Origin of the sequence: Alsobacter ponti, assembly GCF_024294805.1 — a bacterium.
Lineage (GTDB): Bacteria > Pseudomonadota > Alphaproteobacteria > Rhizobiales > Beijerinckiaceae > Alsobacter > Alsobacter ponti.
In genome coordinates, this window is sequence record NZ_JANCLU010000031.1 from 20810 (window position 1) to 37544 (window position 16735).

14 protein-coding genes are annotated in these 16735 nt (G+C 71.0%); 6 read left to right on the forward strand and 8 right to left on the reverse strand.

Going from position 1 to position 16735, the window contains the following annotated elements; translation table 11 throughout:
- Positions 1-17: 17 nt before the first annotated feature.
- The 4 genes from NK718_RS20745 to NK718_RS20760 form a co-directional block, all read right to left on the reverse strand.
- On the reverse strand, positions 18-929 hold the full coding sequence (locus tag NK718_RS20745) for a rhodanese-like domain-containing protein (protein ID WP_254746297.1): 912 nt from the start codon (positions 927-929) through the stop codon (positions 18-20).
- A 17-nt stretch (positions 930-946) separates the two neighbouring features.
- The gene (locus NK718_RS20750; RefSeq protein ID WP_254746299.1) at positions 947-1759 is read right to left on the reverse strand and encodes a thiosulfate oxidation carrier protein SoxY; all 813 of its coding nucleotides are present in this window, start codon (positions 1757-1759) and stop codon (positions 947-949) included.
- Between the two features lie 82 nt (positions 1760-1841).
- Positions 1842-4151, reverse strand: coding sequence for a xanthine dehydrogenase family protein molybdopterin-binding subunit (locus tag NK718_RS20755; protein WP_254746301.1), 2310 nt, complete (start codon positions 4149-4151; stop codon positions 1842-1844).
- A 10-nt stretch (positions 4152-4161) separates the two neighbouring features.
- A complete protein-coding gene (locus NK718_RS20760; RefSeq protein WP_254746303.1) occupies positions 4162-4614 on the reverse strand; it encodes a (2Fe-2S)-binding protein in 453 nt (150 codons plus the stop codon).
- A gap of 527 nt (positions 4615-5141) precedes the next feature.
- Here NK718_RS20760 and NK718_RS20765 point away from each other — a divergent pair.
- The 5 genes from NK718_RS20765 to NK718_RS20785 all read left to right on the forward strand — a co-directional run bounded on the left by NK718_RS20765 (position 5142) and on the right by NK718_RS20785 (position 9454).
- Positions 5142-5456 (forward strand): c-type cytochrome, encoded by a 315-nt coding sequence (locus NK718_RS20765; RefSeq protein ID WP_254746305.1) that lies wholly within the window; start codon positions 5142-5144, stop codon positions 5454-5456.
- A complete protein-coding gene (locus NK718_RS20770; protein ID WP_254746307.1) occupies positions 5453-6775 on the forward strand; it encodes an NAD(P)/FAD-dependent oxidoreductase in 1323 nt (440 codons plus the stop codon). The genes NK718_RS20765 and NK718_RS20770 overlap by 4 nt, the downstream gene beginning before the upstream one ends.
- The gene (soxX, locus tag NK718_RS20775; protein ID WP_254746309.1) at positions 6772-7197 is read left to right on the forward strand and encodes a sulfur oxidation c-type cytochrome SoxX; all 426 of its coding nucleotides are present in this window, start codon (positions 6772-6774) and stop codon (positions 7195-7197) included. Before NK718_RS20770 ends, soxX begins: the two co-directional genes overlap by 4 nt.
- The gene (soxA, locus tag NK718_RS20780; protein WP_254746311.1) at positions 7194-8018 is read left to right on the forward strand and encodes a sulfur oxidation c-type cytochrome SoxA; all 825 of its coding nucleotides are present in this window, start codon (positions 7194-7196) and stop codon (positions 8016-8018) included. The genes soxX and soxA overlap by 4 nt, the downstream gene beginning before the upstream one ends.
- 140 nt (positions 8019-8158) lie before the next feature.
- Entirely contained in the window at positions 8159-9454 is a 1296-nt protein-coding gene (locus tag NK718_RS20785; protein ID WP_254746313.1) for a c-type cytochrome, read from the forward strand.
- 18 nt (positions 9455-9472) lie between these two features.
- On the opposite strand, the gene NK718_RS20790 is transcribed toward NK718_RS20785, so the two are convergent.
- Genes NK718_RS20790 through NK718_RS20800 form a run of 3 tightly spaced genes read right to left on the reverse strand, consistent with a single transcriptional unit; the run spans position 9473 to position 14134 of the window.
- On the reverse strand, positions 9473-11083 hold the full coding sequence (locus NK718_RS20790; RefSeq protein ID WP_254746315.1) for an alpha-amylase family glycosyl hydrolase: 1611 nt from the start codon (positions 11081-11083) through the stop codon (positions 9473-9475).
- On the reverse strand, positions 11076-12374 hold the full coding sequence (locus NK718_RS20795) for a glucoamylase family protein (RefSeq protein WP_254746317.1): 1299 nt from the start codon (positions 12372-12374) through the stop codon (positions 11076-11078). The genes NK718_RS20790 and NK718_RS20795 overlap by 8 nt, the downstream gene beginning before the upstream one ends.
- Positions 12371-14134 (reverse strand): ABC transporter ATP-binding protein/permease, encoded by a 1764-nt coding sequence (locus tag NK718_RS20800; protein ID WP_254746319.1) that lies wholly within the window; start codon positions 14132-14134, stop codon positions 12371-12373. Before NK718_RS20800 ends, NK718_RS20795 begins: the two co-directional genes overlap by 4 nt.
- A 172-nt stretch (positions 14135-14306) precedes the next feature.
- On the opposite strand from NK718_RS20800, the gene NK718_RS20805 reads away from it, so the two are divergent.
- A complete protein-coding gene (locus NK718_RS20805; RefSeq protein WP_254746321.1) occupies positions 14307-16442 on the forward strand; it encodes a glycoside hydrolase family 3 N-terminal domain-containing protein in 2136 nt (711 codons plus the stop codon).
- Here the strand turns inward: NK718_RS20805 and NK718_RS20810 are convergent.
- Positions 16423-16735, reverse strand: a 313-nt coding sequence (locus tag NK718_RS20810) for a PfkB family carbohydrate kinase (RefSeq protein WP_254746323.1), incomplete at its 5' end; no start/stop codon positions are given. The genes NK718_RS20805 and NK718_RS20810 overlap by 20 nt on opposite strands.

Consider the following 16735-nt stretch of genomic DNA (forward strand, 5'->3'; position numbering starts at 1 on the left):
CGTTGGGGGCCGCGCGCTCAGCGCAGCTTCGTTTCGACCGGCAGGCCGAGCCGCGTCCACGCGTTCATCGAGCCGGCATAGAGCTTCACGGACGGATAGCCAAGCAGTTCGCTCAGTACGAACCACGACACGGAGGACAATTGCCCGGTGTTGCAATAGGCGGTGACCGGCCGCCCGGCCGAAAGCCCGACGGCCGTGGCGGCCTTCGCCAGCTCCTCCTTCGGACGGAAGGTGCCGTCGGGCCGGAAGTTGGCGTCGTAGGCGAAGAGCGTCGCGCCGGGGATGTGGCCGGCCTTGGTCACGATCTCGCGCCGGTCGAGGCCGACGAAGAAGCTGAACGGCCGGCCGTCGACCACGTCGCCCGAGCGCGCATCGAGCGTGTGTTCCACGTCCTGCGTGCCGGCGAGGAGTTCCGGCCGCGTGCGCTTGACCTCGAAGTCGCCGGGGGCCGGCGCGGCGGGCTCGCTCTCCGCCATGCGCCGCTCGGCGAGCCACCTGGCGGTGCCGCCGTCGAGCAGGGCGACGTCGTCGTGGCCGTAATATTTCAGCTCCCAGTAGGCGTAGGTCGCCTGGCTCGTGTCCTCCGGCGTGCGCGCGCGCGTGGTCAGCACGACGCTCTGGCCGTTGCGCAGCCCGGCGGCGCGCATGGCGGCGGCGAAAGCCTCCGGCGGGGCGGGCATGCTGGCGAGCGTCACGCCGCGTTCGCTCCCCTGCCCGCGCAGCTTCGCCATGTCGACCCGCGACGCGCCGGCCACGGTCGGGCCGGGCGGGGCGTTGGCGGGGCCGCCCTGCAGCTCGATGACGAGCACCTCGCCCCGGTGCGCCTCCAGCCATTCGGTGGAGACGAGCGGGCCCGGCAGCGGCGACGCGCCGGCGGCGGCGCCCGTCAGAAGCAGCGCGGCGAGCGCGCCGAAGATCCTCCCTCGCATGCCTGCCTCCCCTGCGCTCAGCTCACCTCGATCGGCGCGCTGGCGGTGAAGACCGTGCCGTCGGTGTCGAGCCAGCTGAACTCGTAGACGCCGCTCGCCTCGGCGGTGGTGAAGAACGAGAAATAGGGATTGGTGGAGATCGCCGGGTAGGGCTTGGCGCGGAACACGTCGCGGCCCTGGAACCGGCACGCGAACTGCTCGACGATGCGCCGGGGCACCCAGGTGTTGAAGGCGTTGAGCCGCAAGCCGGTCTCCATCGGGTGGGAGATCAGCGCGCGGATGGAGATCACCTCGCCGCGTTTGGCCGTCTTCGGCACGCTGACGCGCGGCACCGGCTTGAACTCGCGGACCTCCTGGTCGGTGCCCGTGCCCACCTCGGCGCAGGCCCCGAAATTGACCGTCACCTCGCGCTCGGCCCGCCAGAAATGCCCGTCCGGCATCACCGCAACGGCGATCACCGATTGCGCGCTCTCCAGGCGGATGCGGGTCGACACTTCGGGCCGGCCGCAATCGCGCTCGAACCACACCGAGAGGATGTTGGGGCGCGGATTGCCGTCGGCGACGACGTGCAGCTCGCGCGGGATGTCGTTCGGGCCCTTGGCGTCGAGGACGCCGACGGTCATCGGCACGGCGGTGCCGGTATCGGAATGCTCGGGCAGGTCGAGCGTCAGCCGCCCGGGCGTGATGGTCGCCTCGCCGATGAACTGCCGCAGCGCGTATTCGGCGTCGCGCGGCCGGGCGAGGGCGGGGCGGGGAAGGATGAGGCCGCAGGCGAGGCCGCCGCCGGCCCAGGCAAGAAGCTCACGGCGCGAGGGACCGCCATTTCGCAAAACGCTGACTCCGTGTCTCGCCCCGCCGGAAGGAAAAGGGGCAGCCGGATCGCTCCGGCCGCCCCGTCGAAGGCCCGAGGGCTCAGGCCATGTACTTGGTGAGCGGCTGGCGGGTCAGCCACTTGCCCGTCGCCTTGAAATAGGCGTGGGCGAAGGCGGCCGGGGGCGGTCCCATCGGGGGTTCGCCGGCTTCCGACAGGCGCTCATGGTTGGTGTTGCCGCCGAAGTGGACGTGGATCTCCTGCGGCAGCAGCGGGTCGTTCTGGCGCAACACGCGGTAGGTGTCGAGGTTGCCCTCCACCACCGCGCCGTTGTTGATGTTGATCTCCTCCAGCAGGCCGGCGCTGAGGCCCATGATGACGCCGCCTTCCATCTGGGCGCGGACGCCTTCCTGGTTCATCACCGTGCCGAGGTCCATGGCGATGTCGACGCGCGGGATGGAGACCTGCCCGCGCCGCGACACCTCGACCATGACGATCGCCGCGACGGTGGAGCCGGTGTTCGGCACCGGCGCGCCTTCCTTGGTGTTGGCCATCGCCCAGTTGCCGATGGCGACGCCCTGGGCCGTCCCCTTGGGCAGGCTCTGGCCCCAGTTCGCCTTCTGCGCCACCTCGTCCAGCACCTTCACCCAGCCCGGGTCGGGATAGTTGGCCAGCAGCTTGCGGCGATACTCCACCGCGTCGATCTTGGCCGTCTCGGCGAGCTGGTTGATGAAGGTTTCGAGGAAGAACAGGTTGCTGGTGTACATCGGCCCGCGGAACGGCCCGGTCATCAGGTTGGTGTTGAACACCTTCGTCCGCACCCGGAAGTTCGGGATGTTGGTGGCGTAGGGCGTGTCGCTCAGGTTGCGGCCGCTGGAGCGCGTCGCCGCCTGGTTGATGTCGACCGCCTTCGGCATGCCGTCGGGGCCGAGCGTCGCGGTGAAGCTGGCGGCGGCGAGGTCGCGGTAGCGGCCCTGGCGCGTCATCTCCTCGCGGGTCCAGATCACCTTGACGGGCGTGCCCTGCACCTTCTTGGCGATGGCCACGACGGTGCGCACGTCGTCGCCGTAGATGCGCCGGCCGCAGCCCATGCCGACATAGGTCGGATAGACGGTGACCTTCTCCGGCGGCACGCCGGTCTCGTCGGCGGTGACGTACATCGCCTGCTGCGGGTGCTGGGTGGGAACCCACACCTCCACCTTGTCGGCGGTCACCAGCGCGGTGCCGTTCAGCGGCTCCATCAGGAAGTGGTCGTTATAGGGAGTCATGAACTCCGCCTCGACCTTCTTGCCGTCCTTCAGCGCGGCGTCGACGTCGCCGATCTGCCGGATGATGTTGCCCTTGCCGGCGTCCTTGGCGGCGGCGGCGATGGTCTCGTAGACCTTCGCCGTGTTGGTCCACTGCTTGCCCTCGCCGGGGTCCCATTCGATCGGCAGCAGGTCGAGCGCCACCTTGGCCTGCCAGTAGTGGTCGGCGATGACGGCGACGGCGGCCTGCGGGCCGTTGGTGGTGGCCGAGAAGCCCATCGGCGCGACGGCGTTGCCGGGCAGGCCGGCGCGCTTCTCGTCCGGGTCGATCACCACGACGGCGCGCACGCCCGGCATCGCCTTGATCGCCTCGAAGTTGTAGCTCTTCAGCCGCCCGCCATGGGACGGAACGTGGCGCACCGTGGCGTACACCATCCCCGGCACCTGGATGTCGATGCCGTACTTGGCGCTGCCGTCGAGGATGAGCGGCAGGTTCAGGCGCTTCTGCGAGGTCTTGGTCAGGAAGGTCCACTGGCTGTGCGGCTTGGGCGCGGGCTCCTTGTCGAGCTTCACGGCCGCCGCGGCTTCCGCCATCTCGCCGTAGGTCGCCTTCTTGCCGCTGGCCTCGTGGATCAGCATGCTCTTCTCGGCCTTGATCTCGCCGGCCGGGACGTTCCACTTCTGCGCGGCGGCGGCCTTCAGACGCTCGCGCGCGCTGGCCCCGGCCTGCAGCATCTGGTCCATCATCTCCTTGCCGGTGGAGCGGCCCGCGAAATAGGCCAGCACGCCGGTCTTGGAGTAGACGTTGTTCTCGGCGAGGTTACGGCTTGGCAGCACGTATTCGGCGCTGACGGTCGACCAGTCGCAGCCCAGCTCCTCGGTGGCGATCATGGCGATGCTGGTCAGCACGCCGTTGCCGATTTCCATCTTGGTGGCGCGGACGATGACCTTGTTGTCCGGCGTGATGGAGATGTGGTTGGTGAACTCCGGCGCCTTGGTCTGCACGCCGGGATAGCCGGTCGTGTTGGTGGCCTGGGCCTCGGTCGCCGAGGAAATGCCGAGCACCATGCCGCCGCCGGCGGCCGCGGCGGTGATGATGAAGGCGCGGCGGCTGACCTCGGGGGTGGCGACGCCGTTGCGGAAATCGGTCTCGTGCTTTGTCATTGTCGCCTCCTCAGACCAGCTCGGCCGCGCGCTTCACGGCGGCGCGAATGCGGACATAGGTGCCGCAGCGGCACAGATTGTTCATCGCCTGGTCGATGTCGGCGTCGGTGGGGTTGGGGTTGCGGGCGAGCAGGCCCACGGCGGCCATCATCTGGCCGGCCTGGCAGTAGCCGCACTGCGGCACGTCCAGTTCGGCCCAGGCCTTCTGCACGGCGTGCGTGCGGTCCGGCGACAGGCCCTCGATGGTGACGATGGTGCGGCCGACCGCCTGGGCGGCGGGGATGTTGCACGAGCGCGCGGCCTGGCCGTCGATGGTGACGGTGCACGCGCCGCACTGGTTGATGCCGCACCCATACTTGGTGCCGGTCATCTGCAGGTGGTCGCGCAGAACCCATAGCAGCGGGGTTTGCGGATCGGCATCCACACTGACCTGTTTGCCATTGATCTTGAGTTCGAACGCCATGTCGTTCCTCCCTGTTGTCTCGAAGCCCGTGACCCGAGGCCCCGTCGGGCCGCTTCGCCAAGCTTTCGCTCCGGTGTCTCGACCGGGCTTATTCCATCATGGACGGTATGTGAGCCGGGCAAGACAAGCAATAGACAAAGCGCTGTCCCGCGCGTCGCAGGGGCCGTAGTGCGCAGCCCGAAGACTGACCCGTTGTGCATTGCAACATGACGTTTGCCGCGCTCAATTCAAGGTGAACGCTGACTTTGGCCGCGAAACGCAGAATTCCGCCATGGCGGGAAGCGTACATTACGGGATCGTATGCAAAACTTGCGCATCTGCTCTGTCCTGAGGGTCTGTGACCGGGTGCGGCTGACGATTCGCGTCGCGCGGCGCTGGACAACGGCGCGACGGCGAACTTAGGTTTGGCGCGTCGCGGATCGACCCCAGCGCCCGGCAAGGGTGGGCGATGCGCGGCCCCAACCATTGGGGGTTGATCCGGCTGTCGCCGCGCGGCGGGGCAGGGTCGCGACAGGGAGGCGTTTTAGATGAGCGTCGGCAATCGAGGGCTCCGGCTTTGGCTGGCGGCCTGTTGTTTCGCCACCACGGCCTTGCCGGCCGCCGCCGCCGAGGCGACGCCCGACGTCCTCACCGAATCCTGCACCGCCTGCCACGGACCCAAGGGCCGCAGTCCCGGCGCGATTCCCTCCATCGACGGACTGGGTACGGAGAAGGTGAAAACCTCTCTGTTGGGATTCAAGAGCGGCCAGGCTCCCGCGACCATCATGAACCGGATCGCCAAGGGCTTCACCGACAGCGAGATCGACGCCATCGCGACCTATCTCGGGGGAGGCCGGCCATGAACTGGGCAATGAACTGGAATGGCATCGGGACGCTTTTCGAGGGCTCCGCGGCCCCCAGCCGCCGCGCCGTGCTGGGCGGCGCCGCGGCGGTCACGCTTGCGGGCGTGCTGCCCACTCGCGCGCTGGCGCAGGCGACGGGCAAGGTCGTGGTGGTCGGCGGCGGCTTCGGCGGCGCGACCTGCGCGCGCCACCTGCGCGCGCTCGCCCCGAACCTCTCCGTCACGCTGGTCGAGCCCGACGAGACCATCGTCACCTGCCCGTTCAGCAACACCGTCATCGCGGGGTTGAACGGCATCGACGCGATCACGCGCGGCCTCGCGCCACTGAAGTCGCTGGGCGTCACGGTCGCGGTCGACCGCGCCGCCGGCTTCGACCCGTCGCGGCGGGTCGTGAAGCTCTCCGGCGGACAGGAACTCCCCTACGACCGGCTGGTGCTCTCGCCCGGCGTCGACCTGAAATGGGGAGCCATCGAGGGTTATGACGAGAAGGCGGCGGAGATCATGCCGCACGCCTGGAAGGCCGGCCCGCAGACGCTGCTGCTGCGCCGCCAGATCGAGGCAATGGACGACGGCGGCGTGGTCGTCATCTCGGCCCCGCAGAACCCGTATCGCTGTCCGCCGGGACCCTACGAGCGCGCCAGCCTGATCGCCCATTACCTCAAGGCGAAGAAGCCGCGCTCCAAGGTGATCGTGCTCGACGCCAAGGACAATTTCTCCAAGCAGGGCCTGTTCGTCGAGGCCTGGAAGAAGCTCTATCCCGGCCTGCTCGAATGGGTGCCGTTCGCCCAGGCCGGCAACCTGACGCGGGTCGACCCGTCCACCAAGACGTTCCACACCGACTTCTCGGACGTGAAGGCGGACGTAGCCAACGTCATCCCGCCGCAGCGCGCCAGCCGCATTGTCGATCAGCTCGGCCTCGCCAAGGGCGAGGACTGGGTGCGCGTCAACCAGTCGACCTTTGAGTCGGCCATCGTCCCGGGCGTCCACGTGCTCGGCGACTCGATCATCGCCGGCGCGATGCCGAAGTCGGCGTTCTCCGCGACCAGCCAGGCGAAGATGTGCGCGCACGCCATCGCCGCGCTGATGGCCGGGCGCGAGCCGCCCGTCGCCTCCTTCATCAACACCTGCTACAGCCTCGTCGCGCCGGACTACGGCATCACCGTCTCCGACGTGTTCCGCGTCGCGCCCAACGGGTCGATCACGGCGGTGGAAGGCGCGGGGGGCGTGAGCCCGCTCGGCGCGCCACCGGAGTTCCGGGCGCGCGAGGCGGACTACGCGCGCGGCTGGTACGCCAGCATCACGGCGGAAACGTTCGGTTGAGGCGGGGGCGCGCTGCGGTCGCGGGTCTGGCGCTGGCGGCGCTTGCCGCCGGCGGCGGCGCGGGCGCGGCGGAGCTGGCGCCGCTCACCGCGCAGCCGGGCGACCCGGCGCGCGGGCGCGACGTCGTGCGCGACCTGACCAAGGCCACGTGCCTGATCTGCCACGCCCTGCCCATCCCGGAGGAGCCCAACCCCGGCAATATCGGGCCGAACCTCGCCGGCGTCGGGGCGCGCTTTTCCGCCGGCGAGCTGCGCGCCCGCGTCGTCGACGCCACCACGATCAACCCGAATACCGTGATGCCGCCCTATTTTCGCACCGAAGGCCTGAACCGCGTGCTGGCGCGCTGGCGCGGGCAGACCATCTACTCGGCGCAGGAAGTGGAGGACGTCGTCGCCTATCTCGGGACGCTGCGCCAGCCATGAGACGCACGAGCCGCAGGCCCGACGCGCCGCCCCGCGCCGCCCTGGCGCGGCTGCTCGCCGTGCCGGCGCTGCTGACGGGGCTCGCCGCCGCCGTGGCGGTGGCGGCGGAGGCGAGCCACGAGGTCGAGGGCCGCCGCTCGGGCTGGCTCTACAACAGCCCCGAGACGCAGGCGCTTCAGGACGACGAGTTCATCAATCCCGGCATGTTCGCCGTGGAGCGCGGGCGGACCCTGTGGAGCACGCCGGAGGGCTCGGCGGGCAAGTCGTGCGCCTCCTGCCACGAGGAGGGCTCGATGCGCGGCGTCGCGGCGCGCTATCCGGTCTACGACGAGAAGCGGGGCGGGCTCGTCGACCTCACCACCCGCGTCAACCTGATGCGGACCGAGCTGATGGGTGCGCCGGCGCTGGGCTACGAGGCGGCCGACATGCTGGCCATGACCGCCTATCTCGGCCGCGAATCGCTGGGCATGCCGATGCAGGTGGCGGTGGACGGCCCGGCGCGGCCGTTCTTCGAGGAAGGGCGCGCCTTCTATTTCGCGCGCCGGGGCCAGCTCAACCTGTCCTGCGCGCAGTGCCACGACGACCTCGCCGGGCGCAAGCTTCGCGGCGACACGATCAGCCAGGGCCAGATCAACGGCTTCCCCATCTACCGCCTGCTGTGGCGGGCGATGGGATCGCGACACAGGATGTTCGAATGGTGCAACACGTCGCTGCGCGCCGAGCCCTATCCGGCCGGCTCGCGGGAATATCTCAGCCTGGAGCTCTATGTCGCCTGGCGCGGCCGCGGGCTGCCAATCGAAACGCCGGCGGTGCGCCGGTGACGCGGGACTGTTCCGCCCGCCGGGCGTATTGCCGTCCCGGATGATCGGCCTTCATACTGCGCCGCCCGGCGGATGATCTGCGTCGGGTGGAGGAATACCAAACCAAAACTCTCCGGACCGAAGAACAACCGGGATACTTCATGCTCAGAGCGCTTCTTGTCGTCATCGCCGTCGTGGTCGTCGCGGTCGGGGGGGCCTTCGCCTACGCCATGCGCCACGGCGCCATCGCCCCGCTCGCGGCGCCGCCCGCGCCGGCCTCCTTCGACGCCAAGCTCGTCGAGAAGGGCGAGCTGCTCGCCTCGATGGGCTATTGCGGCGTCTGCCACACGCGCGCCGGCGGGCCGAACCTGGCGGGCGGCCTGGCGCTGCCGACGCCGTTCGGCGTCATCCACTCCACCAACATCACGCCGGACCCGGAAACGGGCATCGGCAACTGGTCCGAGGAGGCGTTCAGCCGCGCCATGCACCAGGGCGTCGACCGCGAGGGCCACTACCTCTACCCGGCGTTCCCCTACGACCACTTCACCCGCGTCACCGACGACGACATCAAGGCGCTCTACGCCTGGCTGATGACGCAGAAGCCGGTGAAATACGTCGCGCCGGAGAACGGACTGAAATTCCCGTTCAACATCCGCCTGCTGGTCGCCGGCTGGAACCTGCTGTTCTTCAAGGAGGGGCGCTTCCAGCCCGATCCGGCCAAGGACGCGGCGTGGAACCGCGGCGCGTACCTCGTCGAGGGGCTGGGCCATTGCGGCTCGTGCCACTCGCCGCGCAACGCGCTCGGCGGCGTCGACGCCGCGCGGCCGTTCGGCGGCGGCGATATCGAGGGCTGGTCGGGCACGGCGCTCAACGCGTCCTCGCCCGCCCCGGTGCCGTGGACGGAAAGCACGCTGGTCGACTATTTCGTCGACGGGCGCGAGAAGCACCACGGCATCGCCGCCGGGCCGATGACGCCGGTCGTCGACCGCCTCGCCGACCAGTCGGACGAGGATCTGGCGGCGATCGCCAAGTACATCGCCTCGGTGCAGGGCAGGCAGGACGTCAAGCCCGACGACATCGTCAAGCGGGCGGAGGAGCTGCAGCTGACGAACACGCCGGGCGCGCCGCCGCCCAACGTCGACGCCTCGCTGCAGGCGGGCCGCCAGCTCTTCATGCAGTCCTGCGTCAACTGCCACCGCAAGGGCGAGAAGGCGGTGCCGCTGGCGCTGGCCACCACGCTCAACGGCCCGGACCCGCGCAACGCCATCCACATCATCCAGACCGGCCTGCGCCCGCCCAAGGCGTCGCGCGACTACACCATGCCGAGCTTCGGCTGGATGTCGGACCAGGACATGGCGAACGTGCTGGCCTTCATGCGCGGCTATTTCACGCAGAAGGGGCCGTGGACCAACCTCGACACGGCGATCCGCGAGGTGCGCGGCGCGCCGAAGCACTGAGCCGCCGCGCCGCCGGGCTCAGCCCGGTCCGGCGGCGCGCGGGCGCAGCACCACGCCCTCGTCGGGGCGCAGCTCGAAGTCCGCCGGCGCGGCGCGCAGCGCGGCGGGCCCTTCGGTGGAGAGCAGCATGTCGGCCGGGCCGTCGAGCCGCACGCGGCCCGGCGTCCCGCGCATGTTGAGCGCCACCAGCAGCACGTCGCCGCCCAGGCGTCGCTCGTAGACCAGCACGCCGTCCCGCGCCGAGATGCCGCGCCAGTCGCCGAGCGCCAGCGCCTTCTCGCGCCGGCGCAGCGCCAGCGCGGCGCGGGTGAAGGAGAGGAAGGAGGCCGGGCCCGCCTCCTGCCCCAGCGCGTGGCGCGCCGCGTTCGCCTCGCCGACCGGCAGCCACGGCTCGGCGGCGGAGAAGCCGGCGTGTCGCGAGCCGTCCCACGGCATCGGCGTGCGCACCTTGTCGCGGCCCTGCGCCGGGCCGGCGCGGGCGAACGGGTCGCGCTCGCGCCCGGGCGGGATGGGCGTGTCGGCGAGGCCCAGCTCGTCGCCCTGGTAGATCGTCGGCGTGCCGCGCAGCGTCAGCAGCGCCAGCATGGCGACGCGCGCCTGCCGCTCGCCGAAGCGGCTGGCGACGCGCGACTGGTCGTGGTTGCCGAGCACCCAGCTCGGCCACGCGCCGGGCGGCAGGCCGGCCTCGTAGCGCTCGGCCAGCAGCCGCACGCCCTCGGGGATCCACACCAGCCACATCAGGTTGAAGTTGAACGGCAGGTGCACCGCCTCGAGCGCGCGCCCGTAGAAGCGCACCAGCGTCTCGACCGGCTGGTAAATCTCGCCGATCAGCACGCGCTCGCCGGGATACTCGGCCAGCACGGCGCGCATGTCGGCGACGAGGTCGAGGATTTCCGGCTGGTCGGCGCTATGCACGGTGCGCAGGCGCATGAAGTCGGGGTCGCCCTCGCGCCAGTCCGGATTGGGCGGGTCGTCGCGGAAGCGTTCGTCCTTGAGCAGTCGGTCGAGCACGTCGACCCGCACCCCGGCGACGCCGCGGTCGAGCCAGAAGCGCAGCGCGTCGAACATGGCGGCGCGCACGGCCGGGTTGCGCCAGTTGAGGTCCGGCTGCCGGTCGAGGAAGGAGTGCAGATAGTACTGTCCCGTCGCCGCGTCGAAGGTCCAGGCCGGACCGTCCGGCTGGGCGCGCCAGTTGTTGGGCGGGCCGCCGTCGGGGGCCGGGTCGCGCCAGACATACCAGTCGCGGCGGGGGCTGTCGCGAGAGGCGCGCGACTCGACGAACCAGGGGTGCCGGTCCGAGGTGTGGTTGGGCACGAAGTCGACGATGACGCGGATGCCGCGCGCCCCCAGCGCCGCCACGAGGCGGTCGAAGTCGGCCAGCGTCCCGAACAGCGGGTCGACGTCGCGATAGTCGCTCACGTCGTAGCCGAAATCGGCCATCGGCGAGGGGTAGAACGGCGTCAGCCAGACGGCGTCGACGCCGAGCGCGGCGAGGTAGTCGACGCGCGACAGCACGCCCGCCAGGTCGCCGACGCCGTCGCCGTTCCCGTCCTGGAAGGAGCGGACGTAGATTTCGTAGATGACGGCCTTGCGCCACCACGGGCCGTCGCCTTGGCCCGGCTCAGCCATGCGCGCGTCCCTGCGCGCGCCCATTGGCGACGGACCGCGCGCCGAGGCGCGGCGAGGCGAAGCCCAGCCGCGCCAGCCCGGCCCGCACCTCGTCGCAGCTCATGAACAGGTCCCACAGAAGCCCGGACCGGTGGTTCTCGATCATGACGACGATCGGCCCCTGGTCGATGGCCAGCGTGGACGGCGCGTACCAGCCGCGCGCCTCGCTGAAGGCGTCGCGCAGGCCGCGCTGCGTCCACAGCCGGCGCTTCAGCCGCCCGAGGAAGGTGCGCAAAGCCGCCATCGACCGGTCCGGCGCGTAGGGCATGGCCGAGAGCGCCGCGGTGGGCGAGATGACGCCGAGGTCGACGTCCGGCGCGTGCTGGTTGTAGCCGTAGTCGTCGTCGCTGGCGGTGAGTCCCCAGCAGTCCGGCCCGTAGCCCTCATAGGCGTTGGGGTTGCGCACGCAATGCTCGTAGTTGATGCGCGTGTGCGCGACGTTCTGCTCCCAGTAGTCGGCGTAGCGGTCGACCAGCCCGCGCGGGTCCAGCCCCATGAACGAGTATTGCGAGAAGCACAACGAGCTGCCGAAGTCCGGCCCGAGCGGCAGGCGGATGCCGTAGAACTCCCGTCCGTTGCGAAAGTGCGGTCCGCCGGCCCAGCCGTGGTGGTAGACCGTCGGCGGGATCGGATAGGTGGGCGACGACGCTGCCAGCACATAGGCGATCAGGCACTCGTTCCAGCCCCTGATGGGGAAGTTCATCGCCCAGCCGTTATTGGGGCTCCAGTGCCAATAGAGCAGGTCCTCGCCGTCGCGCGTGTGCCACGACCACTCGACCTCGCGCCACAGCCGGTCGGCCTTTTGCCGGATCTCGATCTCGCCGGCGTCGTGCCCGAGGAAGTACTGGCGGCAGCACAGCAGCCCCATCATCAGGAAGGCGGTCTCGACGAGGTCGGCCGCGTCGTCCTTGCGGGTAAAGCGGATGGCGCGCCCGGTGCGCCCGTCGAGGAAGTGCGGCAGCACGCCGTGGAAGCTGTCGGCGCGCTCCAGGAAGGCGAGAACCCGGCGCAGCCGCTCCACCGCCTCGGCGCGGGGAATCCAGCCCCGCTCCACGCCCGCGACGATTGCCATCAGGCCGAAACCCGAGCCGCCGACCGCCACCGCGTCGGGCCCGTAGCCGGGGTCGGGCGTCGAGCGGTCGAGCGCCAGTCCGGAGGGCTTGTGCGCGAACTCCCAGAAATAGCGCAAGGTCTGCCGCTGGACGGCGTCGAGCAGGGCGTCGTCGGAATCGTCGGCGTCGGGCAGGCTCATGACGGGGCTCTCAGTCCGGCCGCCTCCAGCAGCGCCGGGCCGGCGTGGCTGCCGGGCTCGCAGACGTGGTGCGGCAGCGGCTGGGTGCGGTGCAGGTGGACGACGCGGCTCCAGAACCCGTCGCGCGCCGGCGAACGGCTGGTCGCCACAACGGCGGTGCGGGGGAGGGTGCGGGCGAGCAAAGCGAGGCACGCGGCCCGCCGCGTCTCGTCGAGGGAGCTCATGGCGTCGTCCATGAACACCCAGTCCGGCGCCCACAGCAGCACGCGCACCAGCGCGACCAATTGCTGCTCGTCGAGGGGCAGGTCGCGATCCCAGCGGTTCTGGCGGTCGAGGTCGCCGATGAGATGGCCGATGCCGACCCGTTCCATCGCGTTGCAGATATCGGCGTGCGCGAAGCGGTTGGGCGGGCCCGGATAGAGGATCACGCCGCGCAGCGTGCCGGGCGGCATGTAGGGCCGCTGCGGCATGAAGATCGAGCGGTCCCGCGCCGGCATGCGGATGCGGCCGACGCCGCGCCGCCACAGGCCCGCCAGGGTGAGGAACAGCGTGCTCTTGCCCGCGCCGGGGTCGCCGACGATCAGCACGTGCTCGCCGCGGCCGATGCGCACCGGCGCGCTCTCCACCACGGCCTCCCCGTTGCCGACCTCGATGGTGAGCGCCTCGATCGTCACCTCGTCGACGGCGTCCTCGGTGCGGACGATGTTCTCCGTCTCCGGGTCGGGCGCGTCGAGCGTCGTCAGCGCCGCGCGGATGGCGTCCACGCGCCGCAGCGTGGCCCGCCAGTCGGCGATGCGGGGGAAGTTGTCGACGTACCACCTCAGGGACTGCTGGACCTGGTTGAACGCGCCGACGGCCATCATCAGGCCGCCGAGCGACAGCGCGCCCGCGAAATAGGGCGGGGCGACCGCAATGACGGGCACCACCAGCGTGCCCCAGCCATAGGCGGAGGTGATCCAGGTGAGGCGGGCCAGCCGGTCGGCGAGCTTGCGGCTGATGACGATGACGCTGTCGAGCGCGCGGAAGGCGACGCGCCGCTCGTCCTCCTCGCCGCCATAGAGCGAGACGCGGGTGGCGTTCTCGCCGATGCGCACGAGCTGGAAGCGCAGCTCGGCCTCGCGGGCGTAGCGCTCGGCGTTCACCGCGATCAGCGGCGCGCCGAAGACGCGCGTGAACGCCGAGCCGACGATGGCATAGGCCAGCGCCCACCACACCAGGTAGCCTGGGATCTCGATGGTTCCGTCGCGCCAGGGAATCGACATGCCGCTCGACAGCGTCCACAGCACGCCGACGAAGGTGACGAGCAGCAGGCTCGCCTGCACCAGCCCGACGCCGAGGTCGACCGTCAGCTCGGTGAGGTGACGGGCGTCCTCGTGAATCCGCTGGTCCGGATGCTCGCCGACCTGGGTCGACAGGGTGAGCTGGTAGACGCGCAGCGGCGCAAGCCACGAGTCCAGCAGGCTGCGCGTCACCATCTCGCGCAGCACCACTTTCATGCGTTCCTGCAGCCAGGTCTGCGCGACGACGAACACCAGCAGGCCGGTGACGATGGCGGCGAAGACGAAGAGCTCGCGCACGAAGCTCGGAATGTCGCGCTGGCCGATGGCGTCGAAGAACGCCCCCTGCCACGTGTTGAGCCTGACCTGGAGCACGATGTTGAGGCAGATGACGAACGTCGCGCCGACCGCCATGCCGACCAGCGTGCGCACGGCGTCCCGCGAGCCGATGGACGCCCAGTGCCTGCGGAATTCCGTCCGCAACGTTCCTTCCGCGGGCGATGGGCTGCCGTCAGCGGCGATGCGGGAAGCGCTGGATGACGTCATTTCGACAGGAATCCTCGCCCGTTTGTAATCCGGATTTTTTGCAATAATCAAAACACAGGTGGAAACCGAAAACCGCCCTCCCACCGGCGGACTATAGGCCGAGGCAGCCATGAACGCATCAGGCACGCGCGTCGAACAGCTGGTCGCCGCGATGACGCTGCGGGAGAAGCTGGCGCAGCTGACGATGCTGAGCCCGCTTCCCCCCGGCGCGCCGCGCCAGCCGGACCTGGAGGCGGAGCTGCGGGCGGGATTGGGGTCGATCCTCAACGTCGTCGGGCGCGAGCGAATCGACGCTCTGCAGCGCATCGCGCGGCGCGAAAGCCGGCTCGGGGTGCCCTGCCTGTTCTCGCTCGACGTCGTTCACGGGCATCGGACCATCTTCCCGGTTCCGCTCGGCGAGATGTGCGCCTTCGACCCCGGGCTCTGGGAGGCGACGGCCGCCGCCGCCGCCCGCGAGGCGCGGCGCGACGGCATCGCGCTCACCTTCGCGCCGATGCTGGACGTGTGCCGCGACCCGCGCTGGGGCCGCATCGCCGAGGGGCCGGGGGAGGACCCTTGGCTCGCTTCGCTCTTCGCCCGCGCCAAGGTGCGCGGCTTCCAAGGCGCGGACCCGGCGTCTCCCGGCGGACCCGACAGGCTGGGCGCCACGGCCAAGCACTTCGTCGCCTACGGCGCCGTCACCGGCGGGCGCGACTACAACACGGTCGACATCTCCGAGCGCGCGCTGCGCTCGGTGTACCTGCCACCCTTCCGCGCGGCGGTGGAGGAAGGCGTGGCGGCGATCATGCCGGCCTTCATCGACCTCTCGGGCGAGCCGATGACGGGAAGCCGCGCCCTGCTCACCGGGCTGCTGCGCGAGACGTGGAATTTCGACGGCGTCCTCGTCAGCGACTACAACGCCGTCGCCGAGCTGGTGGCGCACGGCGTCGCCTCCGATATCCCCGAGGCGGCGGCGCTGGCGCTGAACGCCGGCGTGGACATCGACATGGTGGCCAACGCCTATGTCGACGGCCTGGAGGAGGCGATCGGGCGCGGGCTGGTGACGACGGCCACGGTCGACGACGCCGTGCGGCGGGTGCTTCGCCTCAAGGAACGGCTCGGCCTATTCGACGACGAGGCTGTTCCCGTGGTCGATACCGCCTCGCCGCCGCGCGCGCTGGCGCTGGAGGCGGCGACGCGATCCATCGTGATGACCCGCAACGCCAAAGGCGCGCTGCCGCTCGCCATGGAAGGCGGGCCCATCGCCGTCATCGGCCCGCTGGCCTCCTCGCGCGAGGACATGCTGGGCCCGTGGTCGGCGCTGGGCGACATGCGCGACGCGGTCGACCTCGTCTCGGCCCTGCGGGCGACCTTCCCGACGCGTCGCGTCGACTACGCGCCCGGCAGCCGGCTGGAATCCTCCGACGAGCCCGCGCTCGACGCGGCGCTCGAACTGGCAGGCGCCGCCGAAACCGTGGTGCTGTGCCTGGGGGAGGTGCGCGACATGAGCGGGGAGGGGGCGAGCCGGGCGACGCCGGTCGTCCCCGCCGCGCAGGTCGACCTCGCGATGCAGGTGCTGGCGCTCGGCCGCCCGACGGTGCTGGTGCTGTGCTCTGGCAGGCCGCTCGTCGCGACCGAGCTTTACGCCCGCGTCGACGCCATGCTCGTCACCTGGTTCCTGGGCAGCGAGGCCGGCACGGCCATCGCCCGCGTGCTGGCCGGCGAAGCGAGCCCGTCGGGCCGCCTGCCGGTGTCGTGGCCGGCCGCCGTGGGGCAGATCCCGATCCATTACGCCGAGCTGCCGGTCGGCCGGCCGGCGAGCGCGACGGACCGCTTCACCAGCCGCTACATCGACGCGCCGGTGCGCCCGCTCTTCGCCTTCGGACACGGGCTCGCCTATACCAGCTTCGCCATCGACGAGGTGACGCCGGCGCGCCCCGCCATCGGCCCGCAGGACGGCGTGGTGGTGACGGTGCGCGTCCGCAACACCGGTCCGAACGCCGGGCGGACGGCGGTGCTGCTGTTCGTCCACGATCCGGTGGCGCGTGTGGCGCGGCCGGTGCTGGAGCTTCGCGGCGTGGCGGCGGCGGAGCTGGCGCCGGGAGCGTCCGCGACCTTGTCCTTCGCCCTGACGCCGGCCGATTTGCTGCCGCTCGGCGCCGAGCCCGGCGCGCGGCCCGAGCCCGGCCGCATCGAGATCCTGGCCGGGTTCAGCGCCGATCCGGCGGAGCTGAAGACGGCCAGCGTCACCGTTGTGCCGGGCTGAAGTCCAGCGTCGGGACGAGGCGCGCCAGGCGCCCGACGTCGTCGCGCGCCGCGAGCTGCGTGCCCTCGCGCAGGCACGCGGCGGTGCCGGCGGCGACGGCGAAGGCCAGCGCCTCGGCGGCCGGCATATCGCGGCGCAGGGCGAAGAGCAGGCCGGCGAGGAAGCTGTCGCCCGCGCCGACCGTGCTGACGATGGCGGCCGGCGGCGAGCCGGCATGGTGGACGCCCGCCGCGTCGGCCAGCACCGCGCCGTCCGGGCCGAGGCTGACGGCGACGCGCGCGGCGCGTCCGTCC

What these genes read in the sequence shown, in the direction of transcription:
- NK718_RS20745 (WP_254746297.1), bottom strand. Translation starts at nt 929, where the DNA reads ATGCGAGGGAGGATCTTCGGCGCGCTCGCCGCGCTGCTTCTGACGGGC.
- NK718_RS20755 (WP_254746301.1), bottom strand. Translation starts at nt 4,151, where the DNA reads ATGACAAAGCACGAGACCGATTTCCGCAACGGCGTCGCCACCCCCGAG.
- NK718_RS20760 (WP_254746303.1), bottom strand. Translation starts at nt 4,614, where the DNA reads ATGGCGTTCGAACTCAAGATCAATGGCAAACAGGTCAGTGTGGATGCC.
- NK718_RS20765 (WP_254746305.1), top strand. Translation starts at nt 5,142, where the DNA reads ATGAGCGTCGGCAATCGAGGGCTCCGGCTTTGGCTGGCGGCCTGTTGT.
- NK718_RS20770 (WP_254746307.1), top strand. Translation starts at nt 5,453, where the DNA reads ATGAACTGGGCAATGAACTGGAATGGCATCGGGACGCTTTTCGAGGGC.
- soxA (WP_254746311.1), top strand. Translation starts at nt 7,194, where the DNA reads ATGAGACGCACGAGCCGCAGGCCCGACGCGCCGCCCCGCGCCGCCCTG.
- NK718_RS20785 (WP_254746313.1), top strand. Translation starts at nt 8,159, where the DNA reads ATGCTCAGAGCGCTTCTTGTCGTCATCGCCGTCGTGGTCGTCGCGGTC.
- NK718_RS20790 (WP_254746315.1), bottom strand. Translation starts at nt 11,083, where the DNA reads ATGGCTGAGCCGGGCCAAGGCGACGGCCCGTGGTGGCGCAAGGCCGTC.
- NK718_RS20795 (WP_254746317.1), bottom strand. Translation starts at nt 12,374, where the DNA reads ATGAGCCTGCCCGACGCCGACGATTCCGACGACGCCCTGCTCGACGCC.
- NK718_RS20805 (WP_254746321.1), top strand. Translation starts at nt 14,307, where the DNA reads ATGAACGCATCAGGCACGCGCGTCGAACAGCTGGTCGCCGCGATGACG.